21 protein-coding genes and 1 tRNA gene are annotated in these 19,552 nt (G+C 37.1%); 17 read left to right on the top strand and 5 right to left on the bottom strand.

What is annotated here, in order from left to right; all coding sequences use genetic code 11:
• Positions 1-14: 14 nt before the first annotated feature.
• From sdhA to CCE82_RS09100, 5 genes are all read left to right on the top strand, one after another.
• Positions 15-1,781 carry a succinate dehydrogenase flavoprotein subunit gene (gene sdhA / locus CCE82_RS09080; RefSeq protein WP_086429081.1) on the top strand — a complete coding sequence of 589 codons (1,767 nt, stop codon included), beginning with the start codon at positions 15-17 and terminating at the stop codon, positions 1,779-1,781.
• A complete protein-coding gene (gene sdhB / locus CCE82_RS09085) occupies positions 1,781-2,596 on the top strand; it encodes a succinate dehydrogenase iron-sulfur subunit (RefSeq protein ID WP_086429082.1) in 816 nt (271 codons plus the stop codon). Before sdhA ends, sdhB begins: the two co-directional genes overlap by 1 nt.
• 236 nt (positions 2,597-2,832) lie before the next feature.
• On the top strand, positions 2,833-3,630 hold the full coding sequence (gene racE, locus CCE82_RS09090) for a glutamate racemase (RefSeq protein ID WP_086429083.1): 798 nt from the start codon (positions 2,833-2,835) through the stop codon (positions 3,628-3,630).
• An 11-nt stretch (positions 3,631-3,641) separates the two neighbouring features.
• Entirely contained in the window at positions 3,642-4,226 is a 585-nt protein-coding gene (locus CCE82_RS09095; protein ID WP_086429084.1) for an XTP/dITP diphosphatase, read from the top strand.
• The gene (locus tag CCE82_RS09100; protein ID WP_086429085.1) at positions 4,223-4,732 is read left to right on the top strand and encodes a YfcE family phosphodiesterase; all 510 of its coding nucleotides are present in this window, start codon (positions 4,223-4,225) and stop codon (positions 4,730-4,732) included. The genes CCE82_RS09095 and CCE82_RS09100 overlap by 4 nt, the downstream gene beginning before the upstream one ends.
• Before the next feature lie 195 nt (positions 4,733-4,927).
• Here the strand turns inward: CCE82_RS09100 and CCE82_RS13375 are convergent, their stop codons facing one another.
• Complete coding sequence (locus tag CCE82_RS13375) at positions 4,928-4,993, bottom strand: epsilon family phenol-soluble modulin (RefSeq protein WP_119184410.1); 66 nt, start codon at positions 4,991-4,993, stop codon at positions 4,928-4,930.
• Between the two features lie 574 nt (positions 4,994-5,567).
• On the opposite strand from CCE82_RS13375, the gene CCE82_RS09105 reads away from it, so the two are divergent.
• Positions 5,568-5,807, top strand: a complete 240-nt coding sequence (locus CCE82_RS09105; RefSeq protein WP_086429086.1) for a hypothetical protein — start codon at positions 5,568-5,570, stop codon at positions 5,805-5,807.
• A gap of 134 nt (positions 5,808-5,941) precedes the next feature.
• A complete protein-coding gene (locus CCE82_RS13275; RefSeq protein WP_338062205.1) occupies positions 5,942-6,124 on the top strand; it encodes a hypothetical protein in 183 nt (60 codons plus the stop codon).
• Between the two features lie 184 nt (positions 6,125-6,308).
• Here the strand turns inward: CCE82_RS13275 and CCE82_RS09115 are convergent.
• A tRNA-Arg gene (locus tag CCE82_RS09115) sits at positions 6,309-6,382 on the bottom strand.
• 313 nt (positions 6,383-6,695) lie between these two features.
• On the opposite strand from CCE82_RS09115, the gene CCE82_RS09120 reads away from it, so the two are divergent.
• Positions 6,696-7,139, top strand: a complete 444-nt coding sequence (locus CCE82_RS09120) for a VOC family protein (protein WP_086429087.1) — start codon at positions 6,696-6,698, stop codon at positions 7,137-7,139.
• Between the two features lie 123 nt (positions 7,140-7,262).
• Here CCE82_RS09120 and CCE82_RS09125 read toward each other — a convergent pair whose 3' ends face one another.
• On the bottom strand, positions 7,263-8,567 hold the full coding sequence (locus CCE82_RS09125) for a TrkH family potassium uptake protein (protein WP_086429088.1): 1,305 nt from the start codon (positions 8,565-8,567) through the stop codon (positions 7,263-7,265).
• Between the two features lie 274 nt (positions 8,568-8,841).
• Positions 8,842-8,913, bottom strand: a complete 72-nt coding sequence (locus tag CCE82_RS13380) for an alpha-1/alpha-2 family phenol-soluble modulin (protein ID WP_103214038.1) — start codon at positions 8,911-8,913, stop codon at positions 8,842-8,844.
• A gap of 433 nt (positions 8,914-9,346) precedes the next feature.
• Between CCE82_RS13380 and CCE82_RS09135 the strand changes: the two genes are divergently transcribed.
• Entirely contained in the window at positions 9,347-9,478 is a 132-nt protein-coding gene (locus CCE82_RS09135; RefSeq protein WP_086429089.1) for a beta-class phenol-soluble modulin, read from the top strand.
• A 354-nt stretch (positions 9,479-9,832) separates the two neighbouring features.
• Positions 9,833-10,519 (top strand): YjjG family noncanonical pyrimidine nucleotidase, encoded by a 687-nt coding sequence (locus tag CCE82_RS09140; protein ID WP_086429090.1) that lies wholly within the window; start codon positions 9,833-9,835, stop codon positions 10,517-10,519.
• A 268-nt stretch (positions 10,520-10,787) separates the two neighbouring features.
• On the opposite strand, the gene CCE82_RS09145 is transcribed toward CCE82_RS09140, so the two are convergent.
• Positions 10,788-11,237: an N-acetyltransferase gene (locus CCE82_RS09145; RefSeq protein ID WP_086429091.1), complete on the bottom strand. Its 450-nt coding sequence runs from the start codon at positions 11,235-11,237 to the stop codon at positions 10,788-10,790.
• A gap of 131 nt (positions 11,238-11,368) precedes the next feature.
• On the opposite strand from CCE82_RS09145, the gene bshC reads away from it, so the two are divergent.
• The 7 genes from bshC to murD all read left to right on the top strand — a co-directional run bounded on the left by bshC (position 11,369) and on the right by murD (position 19,546).
• Positions 11,369-12,982 carry a bacillithiol biosynthesis cysteine-adding enzyme BshC gene (gene bshC, locus CCE82_RS09150; protein WP_086429092.1) on the top strand — a complete coding sequence of 538 codons (1,614 nt, stop codon included), beginning with the start codon at positions 11,369-11,371 and terminating at the stop codon, positions 12,980-12,982.
• A 146-nt stretch (positions 12,983-13,128) separates the two neighbouring features.
• On the top strand, positions 13,129-13,560 hold the full coding sequence (gene mraZ, locus CCE82_RS09155; protein WP_086429093.1) for a division/cell wall cluster transcriptional repressor MraZ: 432 nt from the start codon (positions 13,129-13,131) through the stop codon (positions 13,558-13,560).
• Between the two features lie 16 nt (positions 13,561-13,576).
• Positions 13,577-14,512 (top strand): 16S rRNA (cytosine(1402)-N(4))-methyltransferase RsmH, encoded by a 936-nt coding sequence (rsmH, locus tag CCE82_RS09160; protein ID WP_086429125.1) that lies wholly within the window; start codon positions 13,577-13,579, stop codon positions 14,510-14,512.
• Between the two features lie 18 nt (positions 14,513-14,530).
• Positions 14,531-14,917 carry a cell division protein FtsL gene (ftsL, locus tag CCE82_RS09165; protein ID WP_086429094.1) on the top strand — a complete coding sequence of 129 codons (387 nt, stop codon included), beginning with the start codon at positions 14,531-14,533 and terminating at the stop codon, positions 14,915-14,917.
• On the top strand, positions 14,898-17,051 hold the full coding sequence (locus tag CCE82_RS09170; protein WP_086429095.1) for a penicillin-binding protein: 2,154 nt from the start codon (positions 14,898-14,900) through the stop codon (positions 17,049-17,051). Before ftsL ends, CCE82_RS09170 begins: the two co-directional genes overlap by 20 nt.
• A 179-nt stretch (positions 17,052-17,230) precedes the next feature.
• Entirely contained in the window at positions 17,231-18,196 is a 966-nt protein-coding gene (mraY, locus tag CCE82_RS09175; protein ID WP_086429096.1) for a phospho-N-acetylmuramoyl-pentapeptide-transferase, read from the top strand.
• Positions 18,197-19,546, top strand: coding sequence for a UDP-N-acetylmuramoyl-L-alanine--D-glutamate ligase (gene murD / locus CCE82_RS09180; RefSeq protein WP_086429097.1), 1,350 nt, complete (start codon positions 18,197-18,199; stop codon positions 19,544-19,546).
• The last annotated feature ends 6 nt before the right edge of the window (positions 19,547-19,552 follow it).

Consider the following 19,552-nt stretch of genomic DNA (forward strand, 5'->3'; position numbering starts at 1 on the left):
GGAGTGACAATTCTATGGCAGAGAAGAAAATTATTGTTGTCGGAGGCGGTCTTGCCGGTTTAATGTCAACAATTAAAGCAGCGGAACAAGGGGCACATGTTGATTTGTTCTCGATTGTTCCAGTAAAACGCTCTCACTCAGTTTGTGCACAGGGCGGTATTAACGGAGCGGTAAATACAAAAGGTGAAGGTGACTCTCCGTGGGTTCATTTCGATGACACAGTATACGGTGGAGACTTCTTAGCAGATCAACCGCCTGTTAAAGCAATGACTGAAGCAGCACCACAAATCATCCATTTGTTAGACCGTATGGGGGTAATGTTTAACCGTACAGCAGAGGGACTTTTAGATTTCCGTCGTTTCGGTGGAACATTACATCATAGAACTGCATTCGCAGGGGCAACAACAGGTCAACAATTATTATACGCATTAGATGAACAAGTACGTAGCTATGAAGTAGACGGACTAGTAACAAAATATGAAGGATGGGAATTCTTAGGTATCGTTAAAGATGATGACAATGCAGCACGTGGTATTGTCGCTCAAAACATCACAACTTCAGAAATTCAATCTTTCGGTTCTGATGCCGTGATTATGGCAACAGGTGGTCCAGGTATCATCTTCGGTAAAACGACGAACTCTATGATCAACACAGGTTCAGCTGCATCTATCGTGTATCAACAAGGGGTAAAATACGGTAATGGTGAGTTTATCCAAATTCACCCAACTGCGATTCCTGGTGACGATAAATTGCGTTTAATGAGTGAATCAGCTCGTGGTGAAGGTGGACGTATTTGGACATATAAAGACGGTAAGCCTTGGTATTTCTTGGAAGAGAAGTATCCTGATTATGGTAACTTAGTCCCTCGTGATATTGCGACACGTGAAATTTTCGATGTCTGTGTGAATCAAAAACTCGGTATCAACGGTGAAAACATGGTGTACCTTGACTTATCACACAAAGATCCACATGAATTAGACGTTAAATTAGGTGGTATCATCGAAATTTACGAAAAATTCACAGGTGACGACCCACGTAAAGTACCAATGAAAATCTTCCCAGCGGTACACTACTCAATGGGCGGTCTATATGTGGATTACGATCAAATGACGAACATTGATGGTTTATTTGCGGCAGGGGAATGTGATTTCTCACAACATGGTGGTAACCGTCTAGGTGCCAACTCATTATTATCAGCGATTTACGGTGGTACTGTCGCAGGTCCAAATGCTGTTAAATATGTTGAAAATATTGAAAAATCATATGTTGATATGGATGACAGCATGTATCAAAAACGTGTGGATGAAGAACAAGCACGTTTTGATAAGTTGTTGAACATGAAAGGTTCTGAAAATGCATATAAATTGCATCGTGAACTTGGTGAAATCATGACAGCGAACGTTACTGTAGTACGTCATAATGATAAATTGTTAGAAACTGACAAGAAAATTGTTGAATTAATGAAACGTTACCAAGATATTGACATGGAAGATACATCACAATGGAGTAACCAAGCTGTATTCTTCACACGTCAATTGTGGAACATGCTTGTGTTAGCGCGCGTAATTACAATCGGTGCTTATAATCGTAATGAATCTCGTGGTGCGCACTATAAGCCAGAATTCCCAGATAGAAATGACGATGAGTGGTTAAAACACACATTGGCTGAATATAAAGGTCCAGATGCACCACCAGCGTTTACTTACAAACCTGTTGATGTCAGCTTAATCCCACCTCGTAAACGTGACTACACAAGTAAGTCAAAAGGGGGTAAAAAATAATGGCAGAAACACAAGAGAAACAACAAACACAACAACAAGCTCAAAACAGCACTTCAAATAAAACAATCAAGTTAATTATTAAGCGACAAAAGGATCAAAATTCATCACCATATGAAGAATCTTTTGAAATTCCTTATCGTGAAAATATGAATGTGATTGCGGCGTTAATGGAAATTCGTCGTAATCCAATTAATACAAAGGGTGAAAAAACAACGCCAGTGACTTGGGATATGAACTGTTTAGAAGAGGTTTGCGGTGCATGTTCAATGGTCATTAACGGTAAAGCGCGTCAATCATGTTCAGCGATTATCGACCAACTTGAACAACCGATTCGCCTTGAACCGATGACGACATTCCCAGTGATTCGTGACTTACAAGTAGATCGTACACGTATGTTTGATAACTTGAAACGTATGAAAGCATGGGTACCGATTGATGGTACGTATGACTTAGGTCCTGGTCCACGTATGCCTGAGAAAAAACGTCAAACGGCATATGAATTGTCAAAATGTATGACGTGTGGGGTATGTTTAGAAGTATGTCCGAACGTGACAAAAACAAACAGTTTCGTTGGGGCTCAAGCCATTTCACAAGTACGTTTGTTTAATTTACATCCGACTGGTGCAATGACAAAAGACGAACGTTTAGATGCGTTAATGGATCAAGGTGGTTTACAAGCTTGTGGTAATTCACAAAACTGTGTACAAGCTTGTCCAAAAGGAATTCCGTTGACAACTTCTATTGCGGCAATGAACCGTGAAACATCATTTCATATGTTCAAATCATTCTTTGGTTCTGACCACGAAGTAGAATAGTGATATTTAAATGGCGCATGTTCTGTAGAGAGCATGCGTTATTTTTATGAGGAAACATATGAGGGTTGAATTGAACAACAAAAAGAGAATGGATATTTGATTAAATATGTATTCAATATCATAAAATATTTAAAATGGTATGTTTCAGTGTATATTTACGAAATGCCAGATTGTTCAACTTCATATTAGATGTGATAAAATAAAAAGCAATAATGAACACGAATAGGATGAAAGAGATGGATAGACCAATTGGAGTTATGGATTCAGGTGTAGGGGGTCTAACGGTTGCGAAAGAAATCATGAGACAACTTCCAAATGAAACAATCTATTATTTAGGGGATGTTGGTCGTTGCCCATATGGCCCTAGAAATCAAGAAGAAGTTAAAAAATTTACCATTGAAATGGCGAATTATTTAGTGCAATATGATATTAAAATGCTTGTGATTGCGTGTAACACGGCAACTGCTGTCGCATTAGAGCCATTACAAGAACAGTTGAAAATACCGGTGATAGGCGTTATTGAACCAGGTGCAAGAACAGCCATTATGACGACTAAAAATCAAAATGTACTCGTACTTGGAACAGAAGGCACAATCAAATCAGAAGCTTATCGTACGCATATTAAAAAAATTAACCCTCATGTTGATGTATACGGTGTCGCATGTCCAGGATTCGTGCCGTTAGTAGAAGAAATGAAGTATAAAGATCCTACTATTACGAATATCGTGATTCATCAAACACTAAAAAGTTGGCGTCAAACAGAAGCGGATACGGTCATTTTAGGGTGCACACATTATCCGTTACTGTACCAACCGATATTTGATTACTTTGGAAAAACGAAAACAGTCATTTCTTCAGGGTTAGAAACAGCGAGAGAAGTGAGTGCGTTACTTACATTTAGTCATGAACATGCCCATTACACACCACAGCCGAAACATCGTTTTTTTGCGAATGGTGAAGTAAGACATATGACTTATATTATTCAAGAGTGGCTCAAAATTGATGCTGAAGTTGAAAGAATTCAGTTAGGATAGGAGAGGTTAATATGGCAGATATCGTCATTGCATCATCGAATCAAGGAAAAATTAATGATTTTAAAGTGATTTTTGCAGAAGATAACGTGATAGGCATTAACGAGATGATTGAAGACTTCGATGTAGAAGAAACAGGGACGACATTTGAAGAGAATGCGCGATTAAAATCAGAAGCAGCAGCAAAACGACTCAATGCGACTGTCATTGCCGATGATAGTGGTCTAGAAGTAGCAGCTTTAAATGGGGAACCAGGTGTCTACTCAGCACGTTATGCAGGATTACAAAAAAGTGATGAAGCAAATATTGAAAAAGTACTTAAAGGTTTAGAAAACGAAACCAACCGCGCTGCACGATTTGTTTGTGTGATTAGTATGACAACAGCAAATGGAGAAACAAAAACGTTTAAAGGAACGGTTGAAGGCGAAATCACTTTAAGTCAAATCGGCGAAAATGGCTTTGGTTATGACCCTATTTTCTTAATTCCTGAACGCCAAAAAACGATGGCACAACTCACTGCTGAAGAAAAATCAGAAATCAGTCACCGTCGCAAAGCTATAGACTTATTAAAAGCGTACATTGAGGGTGAAGAAAAATGAAAAAATTCATCGTACTGAGTGACAATCATTCAGAAACTGGCATTTTATATGATGTGTATCAAAAGCATGAAGACGCTGCCGCATTTTTTCATTTAGGTGATTCGGAATTTAAGTATGATGATACAGAGTTGAGCTTGTTTCAGCGTGTAAAAGGGAATATGGATTTTTATCCTGAATTTCCAACGAATCAAGTCGCAACAGTTGGTGATGATCGTATATTTTTCACACATGGTCATCTTTATGGTGTGAATAGCTCTCGTCAACAACTCGCTCAAGCTGCAGTCGCTCATGATGCAGTAATCGCGTTATATGGGCATACACATGTAGCAAAATATGAACATATTCATGGTGTTCATGTGATTAATCCAGGAAGCATTTCGCAATCACGAAGCGAAATTGAAGAAACTTATGCTGAAATCGTGTTAGATGGTGCGAACAGTCGAGTGAACTTCCGGAATCGCAATCATGAAATCATTGATACAGTCACGTTTCAAATTGAAGCATAAATAGATAAGCAGTACAGAGTTGGAGGATTAATCCAGTTCTGTACTGCTTTTTTGATAATTCAATCAACAAAAAGATACCCTACTGTCTATTCATACATGATGAAAGAAGTAGGGTAATCGATAGAGAGGTGAATCGAAATGAAGATATGTATCCCCATAAGTATGATTCAGCCTCAAACTCAGTCAAACGGATACTTATTTGTTACCGAATAAACCTTTGAAGAATTCGATAACTTTTTTAATTAAGTCGATGATAAACATGTCGATTCACCTCCTAATGTTTGATTAATGTCATTATAAAACACGTACTTCATAAATTTTGGAAAAGTCCTTAAGTTGTTTAAATACATTCGCAACTGTCTAAATAATATACATTTCAGACAGTTGTGCATGCCAAATTGTCTGATAAATATAAGGCTTCCGTTTAACTCAAATCGCTCTATCGTTGTGAAGGCTTGAAAAAACGATAAGGAATATAAAATTTTTAAAAGATGAACTTTTAAGGAGACAACGTATCCCTTTTTTGCGCATAGGCTTTTGGAAGATAAAGCATTGAAAAAATAGAGAACGCTAGAGTATCAAATATGAATAATGAAGAGGTTGAAATATCACTATAACCTTATATATTAAGTATTAAATAGTGAGAAGTATCATTTAGGTCTTCATAAAACAGAATTAATTTTGATAAAAGAGGTAATTATATCAAAGAGGAACTTGATTATGAAAAGCTTGAAAGAATAAAAAATGAACACAAAAGGTTTATTAAAGTTGAAATTAAAAAAAGAATAGGTGGAGGAAGGGAAAAATTCATACAGTAAATGGGAGGTAGCGAAATATGTTAGATTTGAAGTTAGTGAGTAAAGATGAAAAAAGTGTGACTTATGACTATTATCCTAACGGCCAAAAAGAATCAGGGAGAATTACTATAAGTATTGTTGATTTTGAAATACTGTATGCAAAAAAATCGAAATATGATAGGGATAATAGCATATATATAGGTCATGCAATTTATAGAGTTACTGAAAATATCAAAAATAAAGAGTTTTCTGAAACTGAACTTGTAGCTTGGTGGTGAGGTGCCAACCAATTTAAAGGTTGAGATGCACTTTTTATTGCCCAACCGTACTTATGGCGTTGGAAAGTGCAAGTGTAGTCCCACCATGCAATGACATAAAACTTGCAAGCATAGATTTAAATGAGGCGTGAAATATGAAAGGATCATGGTTAAATTTAAGCTTACAGTTATTTTATGAGGCGGGTACTGAAGAAAATACCGAAACAGATAATACTGTAGAGAATAGCGATTCGAATGAGGAATTAAAAGATACGGAACACTTGACTGAAGCGCAACTTAAGATAGTGAATGATGAGATGCAACGACGTACAAAATAGATGTGTCAACAGTTTCAAGATGAATTGACTGAGAAGCAAAAAGAAGCTCATAAGTTACGAAAGATGAATGACGAACAAGGTATCAAGTAGTATAAGTATTTTGATAGTATTATAACAATAAACAAAAAAGCACCATCATATCGAACGTTACTTCGAAATGATGATGTCATTTAAAACTAATTAGCGTCCTGGGAGGGATTCGAACCCCCGACCGATGGCTTAGAAGGCCATTGCTCTATCCAGCTGAGCTACCAGGACATTTTCAACACAAGGATAATTATAACGAATTGGTCATTATAAATCAATATAAGCTTAAGAAAAAAATTAAACATTTAACACCTAATACAAAATTTTACAACAAATAGGTGGTTGCATTTATAGATTTACTAAAAATTAATGTGTTCCTTCAATATATTAACGAAATGGTTTATAGTTAATTATTCAAAATTATTACGATAAGATTTATCAATATGCTACTGATGATTTTTCATCATATCGTACACTTTGTTTCTTTTATTTCCCTAAAAGGTATATAGTAATGAAGTAAGTGAATACGAAAGGGAGATGGACAATGACAAAATTATATCCATATATTGCATTTGAAAATACAAAAGAAGCGTTAGAATATTATGAACAAGTCTTCGGTGCGACTGAGATTAATCGTTTACCTGTGACGAAAGAGCAAGCAGGTCATTTTGGGCTTTCACAAGAGGAAGCGACTGATGCAACGATGCATGCAGAATTTACGATTGCCGCTACACAACTTTTTGCGTCTGATTCATTTGGTAAAGCTGCAACAATTAACGGCGCGATTTCGCTCATGTTAGACTATGATGTGAATGTTGCTAAAGATGCAGAAGAAATTGAAGCGTTATACGACCGTGTGAAAGACCATGAGAGTATTACTGTAGAAATGCCTTTAGAAGAACAGTTCTGGGGCGGGAAAATGGGCGTATTTACAGATCGTTACGGTATTCGTTGGATGATTCATGGTCAGGATACGACAGCGCAGTAGTTCCAAGTAGCGATAACAAGTAGGGCTTGATGATTTTGATGTTATTCAATGCTGAAATTTGAATGTGTATGTAATAAAAACACGTCATCACAAGTTAAAAGGTGTGATGGCGTGTTTTTATTTTTATAAATATAAATGGCTTTTCGCGTAATGGAATGTTTCTCTCGTACGATTGTGTAATAAGCCTAACAATGTGAGCACACCAATTTTACCTGCAATCATTGTAATGATAATCAGTGCCTTCGCAAATGTATCGTACTCTGCAGAAATACCTGTTGATAACCCAACTGTTCCAAACGCTGAGATGACTTCAAAAGCGATCGCCTCAAATTGTAAGTTCGGTTGTGCCACTGCAAACCAAAAGATAATAAAAATAATGAACATCATCGCTGTTAATGTAATCGCAACCGCTTTTTGTGTTTGTTTTTGATCAATAGAGCGATGAAAGACTTGTGTGTACCGGTGACCTTTCAATGACGTAATCACATATAAAAGTACAAGTGTAAATGTCGTCACTTTAATACCACCCGCTGCACTAATAGGGCCAGCACCAATAAACATTAAAATCATTGTCAGCATTAGTGTTCCAGGTGCTAAATGTGAAAAGTCTATCGTGTTAAAACCCGCTGTTCGTGTGCTGACGGATTGGAAAAATGAGACTAATACTTGTTGTGGGAATGACATCCCTTTTAATGCGTGATGATGTTCTAAAATGAGAAAGCCTAGTGTCCCGACAACAATTAGTATGAACGTGACAAATAACATGACCTTCGTATGAACGTGTAGTCGCTTTAACTGGCGTGTTGTCAGGAGATCGAATAGGACGATATACCCAATACCACCCACGATGATTAATATAGCGACCATCAAATTAACTACAGGGTCATTCGCATAAGAAACTAAATTATCACTAAATAAAGAAAATCCTGCATTGTTCAGTGCTGAAATGGAAGTGAAGACGCTAATGAACATTCCTTTCGACCATCCAAATTCAGGAACAAATACTGTCGCGAGTATCATTGCGCCTATCGCTTCAAATACAATCGTGAAAATAAAAATAAATTTTGCGAAATCGACGACATTTAATGTTTCATCAATATTGAGTTCTAATTTAAAAAGTTGATTGTTTTGAAATGTAATTTTCTTTTGCGAAATCATAAGTGCTAATAAAGAAACAGCGACGATTCCCATGCCACCAATTTGAATAAGGAGCATGATGACGGTATGACCTAAAACGTTAAACTGTTCTGTAATATCCACCGTTGTCAGGCCGGTCACTGTAAAAGCGCTCGTCGCTACATACATGGCATCGATAAAAGAAATCGGTTTCTGACCGGTCCAAGGTAAGTAAAGAAGAAGACTACCAATGAAAGTAGTGCTTAAAAATAAAATAAGATAAAACAAGATAGGTTGTCTTTTGCTATACATCTTTTACGCCTCGGTTCCTTTTTGAAGCTATAATATCATGTTATGTTAGAAAAACAAATCACTATTTTTCAAAAGTATATAAAAAAGTTGAGCACGGGGATTTTTTACATGTGGTGTGCGTACTATCTTTATTAAGAAGTCGAGAGGACTTATGCCTTGCTACTGTAAATGATAACGGTAACTGTCGGATTTTTAATGTTTTTTAACTTGATGTGATGACACACAAAATAAAGGACTGAGACAATGGGATGCCTCAGTCCTTTAAAACGTAGGATTATTTTTTGAATGTATCGATTAATCCTTTAATTAATTTAATAATACCTAAGATGATATCTGCCCACATCATAGTGATGACCTCCTCTTTATTTATCTTGTAACTACATTTTAAACTACAAATTGTGCATGTAGGGGATTATAGCCTAACTCGCTTATTTGAATGCTTAAGTGTGAAGTTGAAGGTGATCTTTTGACAGTTAGGCAATTCATGGTTGCCAAATTGTCTATATTGTTAAAGTAAGTGTGTTTATTTGTTGGTTAAGTTTTAAAAATTAAATGTTTTTATTTAATAGTAGTTTTGAAAATGTAATTATTATTTTTTAGAAAACAGTTGGGCATCGTAACTGTACTACGTTTTAAATATTTTAGACGGTTAGGAACGCTAACTAATAAGTTGAGAAATATTGACGGCAATATTTATAAAATACGTTATAGTTGAGTCAACAAAGCAAACACATCACTGCTTTGTAATCTAAAAATATCTTTTACGGAGGGGTTCTATTATGACAGAATTATTCGATGCAATTAAAAATACAATCGAGGCAGGTATTAACCACGATTGGGTAACTTTAGGTACAAGTATTGCTGACATCGTTGCAAATGGTATCAGTGTCGTTAGCGGCTTCTTTGGTTAATTCAACGTTTTCATTTCTGACAAAATGATAAACAACTTTCCTTAACTATAAATATTTTCAAATTGTCGAGTATATCTTAGTCGAATACGGTTAAGATGACCCACTCGCTTTTGATAGAGATGATATGTTTCGTGCACGTGGGGAGAACGTGAGTGCATGAACGTGTCATCTCTTTTTTTGAAATGATTCTACAGAGTTAGTTATTTGAGACAATATCACCTGTAATGAGTTCGCCCATTATGTTGATTAAATGGGCTGAAATATGGAAAAGTGCAATCGAATGAAACTGTCATGACAGTGGATGCATATTTTGATAAGCTAAGGAAGATGTATTTGACATAAGGGAGGCAAAGTATGCGTTATAAAGTAATTTTATTTGATTTTGATGATACGCTTGTAGACTTTCATGATGCAGAGGTTCAAGCTTATGCACATTTAATGCGTCACTATGAGGTGCCGTCACATTTACATGATTATCGCCGTTTTAAGGAAATAAATCAAAATCATTGGGAAGCATTTCAACGTGGAGAAATAACAAAAGCAGAAGTGTTAAGTCACCGCTTTATAGAGACTTTTGAGACATATGGTATGGCAGTCAATGGTCAAGAAGCAGATATTATCTTTCGTGATGGGCTCGCACGTGCACCTATTAAATGGCTAGCAGGGATTACACCAATGTTAAAAACGCTACATTCACAGTATGCTCTAGCGATTGTGACAAACGGTGTAACGGATACGCAAGAGCGACGTATAGCTCAGACGGATTTGCTTTCAGTAATAGATCATGTTTTTATTTCAGATAAAGTGGGCGTACAAAAGCCACATGTAGGATTTTTTGAAGCGGTGTTTGAGGTATTCCATCAATATGAAAAAGAAGATTTCTTAATTGTAGGAGATTCACTCACTTCTGATATTCAAGGCGGGATAAATGCGGGTATTGATACATGTTGGTTTAATCATCGTCATCTGGAAAATCAGACTGACATTCAACCGACTTATACAATTGAAAAGATTGGAGCGTTGAAAGAGATTCTTGAATAACGCTGGAATATTGATCAGCATCAGAATGTGTAATGGAAAGCGACATTCAAGTGTTAGGAGATTGAATGTCTGAAAAGTAGGCCAACATTTTTTAGAGACGGTATAGGATACACAGATAGCATGTTGTATTTTTAAGATTGCTATTTCTAGAATCACTGTCACAGGAGCTTTCCTTAACTAAATTTGAGGCTGGGGCACAATTAAGTTTCCCAGCGCTCTCCTACAATGGATGAAAATCAAAATAGTACACTGCTATCAACCTTAATGCTTATTGTTGCGGTTCCCAAACGAGGATATCGTGACCTTCATCGTTTTTTACTTCTAAATCTTTAAAGCCATTTTTAATAAAGAAGTCTTTAGATTCATTCCTCGCAATCGCTTTAATAGGGAGGTCGAAAGATTTTGCATATTCAACTAATGCAGAACCGTAACCTTTACCTTGATACTTTTTAAGTACTTCAAGTTTCCAAACGACGAGATAATCGTCAAACTTCGGGAAAAATGTTTCTTCTACTTCGCCTTTACGATAAAGTGCCATACGCGCACCAATTCTTTCCCCGACATAAATCCCGTAAAATGGTGATTCAGAACTTGCATCAATCATTTCACCATGTAGTTCATTCACCATGTATAAATCTTTGTTGCCAAAATTTTGACGAAAGTCTTCAAAAAGTTCCTCTGTTTTGTAGTTAATGTCAAGGTGTTCAACTTTTGTCATGTGATTACCCCCTTGTCTTTATTAATTTAATTATAGCTTATTTATTTTCAATTTTGAAGCAAGCCGTTAGATTGTCATCAGAGATTGGAACCTTTATACTGTTATGGAATACTGTTTAAGGAGAAATGAGCATGGATTGTTTAAATATTACAGTCAATGAATCGGATCAATTTATTAATCGTTTAAAACAACAAGATCCAGATGTATTACAATTTTATGATTATGATCCGGTGAAAGAGGAAAGTTATGCGCGCCGTATGCAACAACCTAATAACGGTAGAGAACGTGAAATCGCGAAAGTTGTGCGTCAATATATGGCAGATTTAAACCTTTCTGAAGCCCAACATCATGCACTCGATGCTTTAGAAAATGGGGCAAAAGTCGTGGTAGGTGGACAACAGGCAGGGTTGTTTACAGGGCCGCTTTATACTTTCCATAAAATCATCTCAATCATTGTCAAAGCGAACGAGTTAGAATCTACATATGATACACCTGTCGTTCCAGTATTTTGGATTGCGGGTGAGGACCATGATTTTGATGAAGTGAATCATACGTATGTGATGCAACAACGTACAGGAACATTGCAGAAGGTAAAATATCATACGATGACACCACCGGAATCTAATGTGTCACGCTATGAACCGGATAAGGATGCATTGAAACAGGCATTGACTGACTATTTTGCGGCTTTACCTGAAACATCTCATTCCAAAGCTTTGTTTCAACAAATTGCTCATTTTATTGATGAATCAGATAATTGGACGTCGTTATTCAAAAAAATTGTTCATGAATGTTTCGCACACTCAGGCTTGTTATTGATTGATGCGCAATTTGAAGCGTTACGTGAATTAGAAGTGCCATTGTTCAAACAAATCATTCAAAAGCATGAACAGATTGACAACGCGTTTCGAACACAACAACAGCGTACGGTGACTGCCGGATTAACACAGATGATTCAAACGGATACGAATGTGCATCTCTTTATGCATGAAGAGGGGCAACGTCAGTTATTAAAATACGAGAATGGCGTGTATCGTTTGAGTAAAACGGATGTCACATATACTCAAGCAGAGTTATTAGAAAAAATTGAAGTAGAACCAGCGTTATTTTCGAATAATGTTGTGACGCGACCGTTAACTGAAGAATGGGTGTTTAATACGGTAGCATTTGTTGGTGGCCCAAGTGAAATTAAATACTGGGCGGAATTGCAAACAGTCTTTCATGAAATGGACATTGAAATGCCGATTGTGTTGCCACGATTGCGTTTCACTTATGTGACGCCAAAAATTGAGAAATTGTTAGCGACATATGATTTAGATTTAGCAGATATAATTGCAAACGGGACAGAAGCCGAGCGCCAACGTTTTGTTCGAGCACAAGCTTCTGACGAGGTGCTTGCGGAAATGCAACATATGCTAGAGCAGCAACACGCATTTTATGAACGTTTAGAAGCACATTTAAATGCTTCTGAAGATCAACGAAAATTATTGAAAAAGAATCATCAGATCCAAACACATCAATATGAATATTTGCAGTCGCGTTATCTTAAAAATATTGAGCGTGAAAATGAGGTCAGCATGCGTCACTTCCATTTGTTATCACAAACATTGCATCCTATGGGTGGGTTACAAGAACGTATTTGGAACCCTCTCCAGTTATTGAATGAATTTGGGATAGATATGTACACGTCCTCCACCTTCCCTCCACTTCGTTACACTTTTGATCAATATGTCATTAAAACATGATAATATCAGTGGTTTGAGAGCTCTTCTAAATATAGGAAGAGCTCTTTTTTTGTGTCTAAATTGATAAATATTGGAGATTTTTACAGAATTAGTGGAGCATAGTGGTGAGATGTGGTAAATTATAGTAAAGGTGAGGTGATAATAGAATGTTCATGGGTGAATACGAAAATAAACTCGATGCTAAAGGCCGTATGATAGTACCATCAAAATTTCGTTATGACTTAAATGAACGTTTTATTCTCACACGAGGCCTTGATAAATGTTTATTTGGTTACACACTTGAAGAATGGCAAACGATTGAGGAGAAAATGAAAACCTTACCTTTAACGAAACGTGATGCACGTAAGTTTGTGCGCATGTTCTTCTCAGGTGCAATTGAAGTGGAAATCGATAAACAAGGGAGAATTAACATCCCAGCTAAATTAAGAGAGTATGCACATCTTGACAAAGAATGTACGGTGATCGGTGTTTCTAATCGTATCGAGATTTGGGACCGAAATACTTGGAATGATTTCTATGATGAATCTGAAGAGAGCTTTGAAGAGATTGCAGAAGACTTAATTGATTTTGATTTTTAAAAATGGAGGGTTAGCGGTGTTTCATCACATTAGCGTGTTATTAAAAGAGACTGTAGACCAACTGAATATTAAAGAAGATGGCGTCTATGTTGATTGCACGTTAGGTGGCGCAGGACATTCGCAATATCTTCTGAATCAATTATCGGATGAAGGTCGATTGATTGCGATTGATCAAGATATGACAGCAATCAATCATGCTAAGGAAAAGTTGCAACAAGATTTACATAAAGTCACGTTTATACATAACAACTTTAGAAATTTAGCCCAAATATTAGCTGAGTTGAACATAGACAAGGTGGATGGCATTCTATACGACTTAGGTGTTTCGAGCCCTCAACTTGATGTACCAGAACGAGGGTTTAGTTACCAACATAATGCCAAATTAGATATGAGAATGGATCAAACCCAACCCCTTTCAGCCTATGAAGTTGTCAATACGTGGTCTTATGAAGCACTCGTGAAGATCTTTTTTCGATATGGGGAAGAAAAATTTTCGAAACAAATCGCACGAAAAATTGAAGCAAGGCGTCAGCAACAACCGATTGAAACCACTTTTGACTTAGTGGAATGCATTAAAGAGGGCATTCCAGCAAAAGCACGACGTAAAGGTGGCCATCCTGCAAAACGTGTCTTTCAAGCGATTCGTATTGCAGTCAATGATGAACTTGCAGCATTTGAAGATTCATTGGAACAAGCGATTGAACATGTTAAAGTGAATGGTCGTATTTCGGTTATTACTTTCCATTCATTAGAAGATCGTTTATGTAAGCAAATGTTTCAAGAATATGAAAAAGGGCCGGACGTTCCACGCGGATTGCCCGTACTTCCAGAGGCATACACACCTAAATTAAAACGTGTCAATCGTAAACCTATCGTCGCTGATGCATCAGACTTAGAAGACAATAATCGTGCAAGAAGTGCAAAACTTCGAGTAGCGGAAATATTAAAATAGAGGGGCGAAAAAGAGACTATGGCTGTAGAAAAAATTTATGATACCTATCAACCGCAAGTCGAACCACAGAAAAAGCAATCGACGCAAAAGCAAACCATCAAAAAACAAGTTGTCGTAAAATTAACTCGGTTTGAAAAAATGTTATACATAACGCTAGTTACGATTATTGCTGTCATCAGTATTTATATGCTATCTTTAAAAATGGATGCGTATGATACAAGAGGGAAAATTGCAGATTTAGATCAAAAAATTGAAAAACAATCAAGTCAAAATAGCGCATTAAAGTCTGAAACAATGGAGAATGCTTCATATCAACGCATTTATAAAAAAGCTGAAGATCAAGGCATGAGCTTGAAGAACGACAATGTAAAGGTAGTGCGTAAAGATGGCGAAACGAAAAATTAAAATTAAAAAAAATAAGCTAGGAGCAGTCCTCCTGATGGGTGTTTTCGGGCTGCTCTTTTTTCTTTTGGTTTTAAGATATGGTTTTGTGATGTTGACGGGGCATTCGTCAGGAGAAGATTTAATCGCAAAAGCCAATGAAAAGTACTTGTCACATTTAGATGAAGATGCTGAACGCGGTAAGATTTACGATCGCAACGGTAAAATTTTGGCGGAAGATGTCGACCGCTTTCGTTTAGCAGCAGTCATAGATCCTCAAGCCAGCAAAGATTCAGATAAGCCTCGACATGTGGTGGATAAGAAAAAAACAGCTAAAGCACTCGCTAAAATTATCGATATGTCTGAAAAGGATATTGAAAAACGACTCAATACGAAAAAAGCGTTCCAAGTTGAGTTTGGTAAACCGGGCCAAAATTTAACGTATCAAGATAAAGAAAAAATCGAGAAAGCCAATTTACCTGGGATAACGCTTTATCCTGAAGTGAAACGTTTTTACCCTAATGGCAAGTTCGCCTCGCATTTAATTGGAATGGCACAAAAAGATCCAGATACAGGTAAGTTAAAAGGCGCTTTAGGCGTTGAAAAGATTTTTGACAGTTATCTGACTGGTAAAGCTGGACATACTTCATTTACTAAAGATATTTGGGGGTATATTATTCCAAATTCCAAAAATGAAGTAGCGCCTCAACGTGGTGACGACGTACATTTAACGATTGATTCAAATATCCAAATTTTTGTTGAAGATGCATTAGATAAAATGGTTGAGCATTATGAACCAAAAGACCTTTTTGCTGTCGTGATGGATGCGAAAACAGGTGAAATTTTAGCATATAGCCAACGACCAACGTTCAATCCAGATACGGGAGAGGACTTCGGTAAAAAATGGGCGAACGACTTATATCAAAACACGTATGAGCCTGGTTCGACATTCAAAAGTTTTGGATTGGCTGCTGCGATTCAAGAAGGCGAATTTAAACCGGATCGCAAGTATCAGTCAGGTTATCGAGATATTCAAGGGTCCCGCATTTACGACTGGAATAAAAAAGGTTGGGGCGAAATCAACATGGGGCTAGGATTTACGTATTCATCTAACACCTTGATGATGCGCCTGCAAGACCTTGTCGGTGCGGATAAAATGAAATCTTGGTATGAAAAATTCGGTTTTGGCAAGTCGACAGGTAGCCTGTTTGATGGTGAACAATCAGGGAATATTGCCTGGGAAAATGAATTGATGCAAAAAACATCTGCGTTTGGTCAATCGACAACGGTAACACCAGCACAAATGTTGCAAGCACAATCTGCATTTTTCAATAAGGGTGAAATGATACGTCCATACTTTATCCAATCAGTCGTGAACCCTGTGACGAAAAACACATATTATGAAGGCAAACGTGAAGTTGTAGGAAAACCGATTAAAAATGATACAGCGAAGAAAGTGGATAAGCAATTGGATGAAGTTGTTAATAGTGAAGATAGCCATGCGAAAAACTATCGTGTAGATGGTTATCGTATTGGGGGTAAGACAGGTACAGCGCAAGTAGCTGACCCTGATAATGGCGGTTATGTAAAAGGACCGAACCCATACTTTGTAAGCTTTATGGGACATGCACCAAGTAACAATCCACGCGTGGTCGTCTATGCAGGCATGAGCTTAGCCCAAAAGAATGACCAAGAAGCTTATGAAATGGGTGTAAGTAAAGCATTTAATCCTATTATGAAAAACACTTTACAATATTTAAATGTAGGCGATAATGAAGTGGATGATAGCAAGACGAAAATCAGCAATGTTCCAGATGTTGAAAACCGTACTGTACAACGTGCTGAGGACGAAATTAAAGGTAAAAAACTGAACCCAATCGTCATCGGCAACGGTAAAAAAGTCGTCAGTCAAACACCTTCGTCAAACGCGCAATTATTGCCAAATAGTAATGTGCTCTTGTTAACTGAAGGCGATTTAACAATGCCAGATATGACAGGTTGGACAAGAGATGACATTGTCGCCTTTGAATCATTGACTGATATTAAAGTGGAGGTCAAAGGCAGTGGTTTTGTAAAATCACAATCGAAATCACCACAGTCAGCGATAGATAAAAACACCAAAATTGAAGTAACGTTAGATTCTGAAAAGACAGAATAAGTGTGAGGTTGGATTTCAAGTGTCATCATGCACCACACAGCTGTTCATCTTGATGAATTGAACTGCTACAGATGCTATCACTTCAGTTGTGGCATGCGTATGCTCGAATTGAAGTGATAGCGTCATGTGCAGAAAGAATATGAATGTGAGCAAAAAGAATAGAAGATAAGGAGAATATTATGGGGTTTATTAGCGCAATTATCGCATTTGTCATTACAGCAGTTTTAGTACCAATTTTAATTCCAACATTGAAAAGGATGAAATTTGGTCAAAGCATTCGAGAAGAAGGTCCACAAAGTCATATGAAGAAAACAGGTACACCAACGATGGGTGGATTAACATTTTTAATTGGTGCAATTGTTACAACGATAATCGCAAGTATTTTTGTAGAACCAGCAAGTCCTTTGCTGTTACTGCTCTTTGTCACAATTGGTTTTGGTTTGATTGGCTTTATTGATGACTATATTATTGTTGTGAAGAAAAATAACCAAGGGCTAACGAGTAAACAAAAGTTTTTAGCACAAATTGCGATTGCAGTGATTTTCTTTATTGTCGCCAAAGGTTTTAACGCATTTGATTTCTCAACAGACATTCACTTGCCATTTACAGATGTAAGTATTCCGTTATCATTTGGCTATGTCATCTTTATTGTTTTTTGGCAAGTCGGTTTTTCAAATGCGGTCAATTTAACAGATGGCCTGGACGGTTTAGCGACGGGCTTATCGATTATCGGTTTTACTATGTATGCGATTATGAGTTTTGCGCTTGAACAACCTGCAGTAGGTGTATTTTGTATTATTATGGTCGCAGCTTTAGCCGGCTTTTTACCATACAATATTAACCCTGCGAAAGTATTCATGGGGGATACAGGTAGTTTAGCGCTCGGTGGTATCTTTGCGACAATCTCAATTATGTTAAATCAAGAAATTTCATTGTTATTGATTGGACTCGTTTTCGTATTAGAAACATTGTCAGTCATGATTCAAGTGACTTCTTTCAAATTAACTGGAAAACGTGTCTTTAAAATGAGTCCATTGCATCACCATTTTGAATTAGTAGGTTGGAGTGAATGGAAAGTTGTCACTGTATTCTGGTCAGTAGGATTAATTACCGGTTTAATCGGTTTATGGATGGGAGTGAACTAATTGATACATTATACAGGGCTTAGAGGTAAAAAAGTACTCGTCATCGGCATGGCGAAAAGTGGTTACGAAGCAGCAAAATTATTACATCGTCTAGGTGCTGAGGTTACGGTGAATGACGGCAATGATTTATCCCAAGATGCCCATGCGAAAGATTTAGAGGATTTGGGCATTAATGTCGTCAGTGGTGCACATCCGTTAGCCTTATTAGATGAAGCACCTATTATTTTCAAAAACCCTGGTATCCCCTACACCGTGCCTATTATTCAAGAAGCACAAAAGCAAGGTTTAAAAATTTTAACAGAAGTTGAGTTGAGTTATTTAATTTCTGAGGCACCGATTATTGGGATTACTGGTACGAATGGTAAAACGACAGTCACTTCACTCATTGGTGATATGTTTAATAAAAGTCGTGAAAATGGTCGCTTAGCAGGGAATATTGGTTTCGTTGCATCAAAGGTTGCACAAGAAGTAAAGGCAGACGAATATTTAGTTACTGAACTTTCTTCATTTCAATTACTTGGTATCGAACATTATCGCCCGCATATCGCAATTATTACGAACATCTATTCTGCGCATTTAGATTATCACGAAAATCTTGAAAACTACCAAAATGCGAAAAAGCGTATTTTCCAAAATCAAACTGAGAGCGACTATTTAATCTTTAACGACAAACAGAAGCATCTCATTGATACGTCAAAAATTAGAGCTAAAATTTTATACTTTTCAACGCAGCATCGTGTAGACGGTATTTATGTGGAAAAAGAGTACATTGTATATAACGGTGTACGTATCATTCACTTAGATGATATTGTTTTACCTGGCGAACACAATTTGGAAAATATTTTAGCGGCTGTCATGGCGGCAATTTTAGCAGGTATTTCCATTAGTGCAATCGTGCAATCATTGTCTACTTTTTCAGGAATTGCGCATCGCCTTCAATACATTGGCAATAACAAAACGAATAAGTACTATAATGATTCTAAAGCAACGAATACACTGGCAACACAATTTGCGTTAAGCTCATTTAAACAACCTGTCATTTGGTTATGTGGTGGTTTAGATAGGGGTAACGGCTTTGACGAACTGATTCCATACATGACAAATGTACGGGTCATGGTTACTTTTGGTGAAACGCAAGATAAATTTGTGAAGCTCGGTGAGAGTCAAGGGAAGTATGTCATTCGCGCTAACGATGTGACGGATGCTGTTGCAAAAGTTCAAGAGATTATCGAACCGAATGATGTTGTATTATTATCTCCTGCTTGTGCAAGTTGGGATCAATATGACACATTTGAACAACGTGGAGAACGTTTTATTGAAGCTTTCAGAGCACATTTGCCATCACATTAAAGGATG

It is taken from the genome of Staphylococcus cornubiensis (assembly GCF_900183575.1).
Classification (GTDB): domain Bacteria; phylum Bacillota; class Bacilli; order Staphylococcales; family Staphylococcaceae; genus Staphylococcus; species Staphylococcus cornubiensis.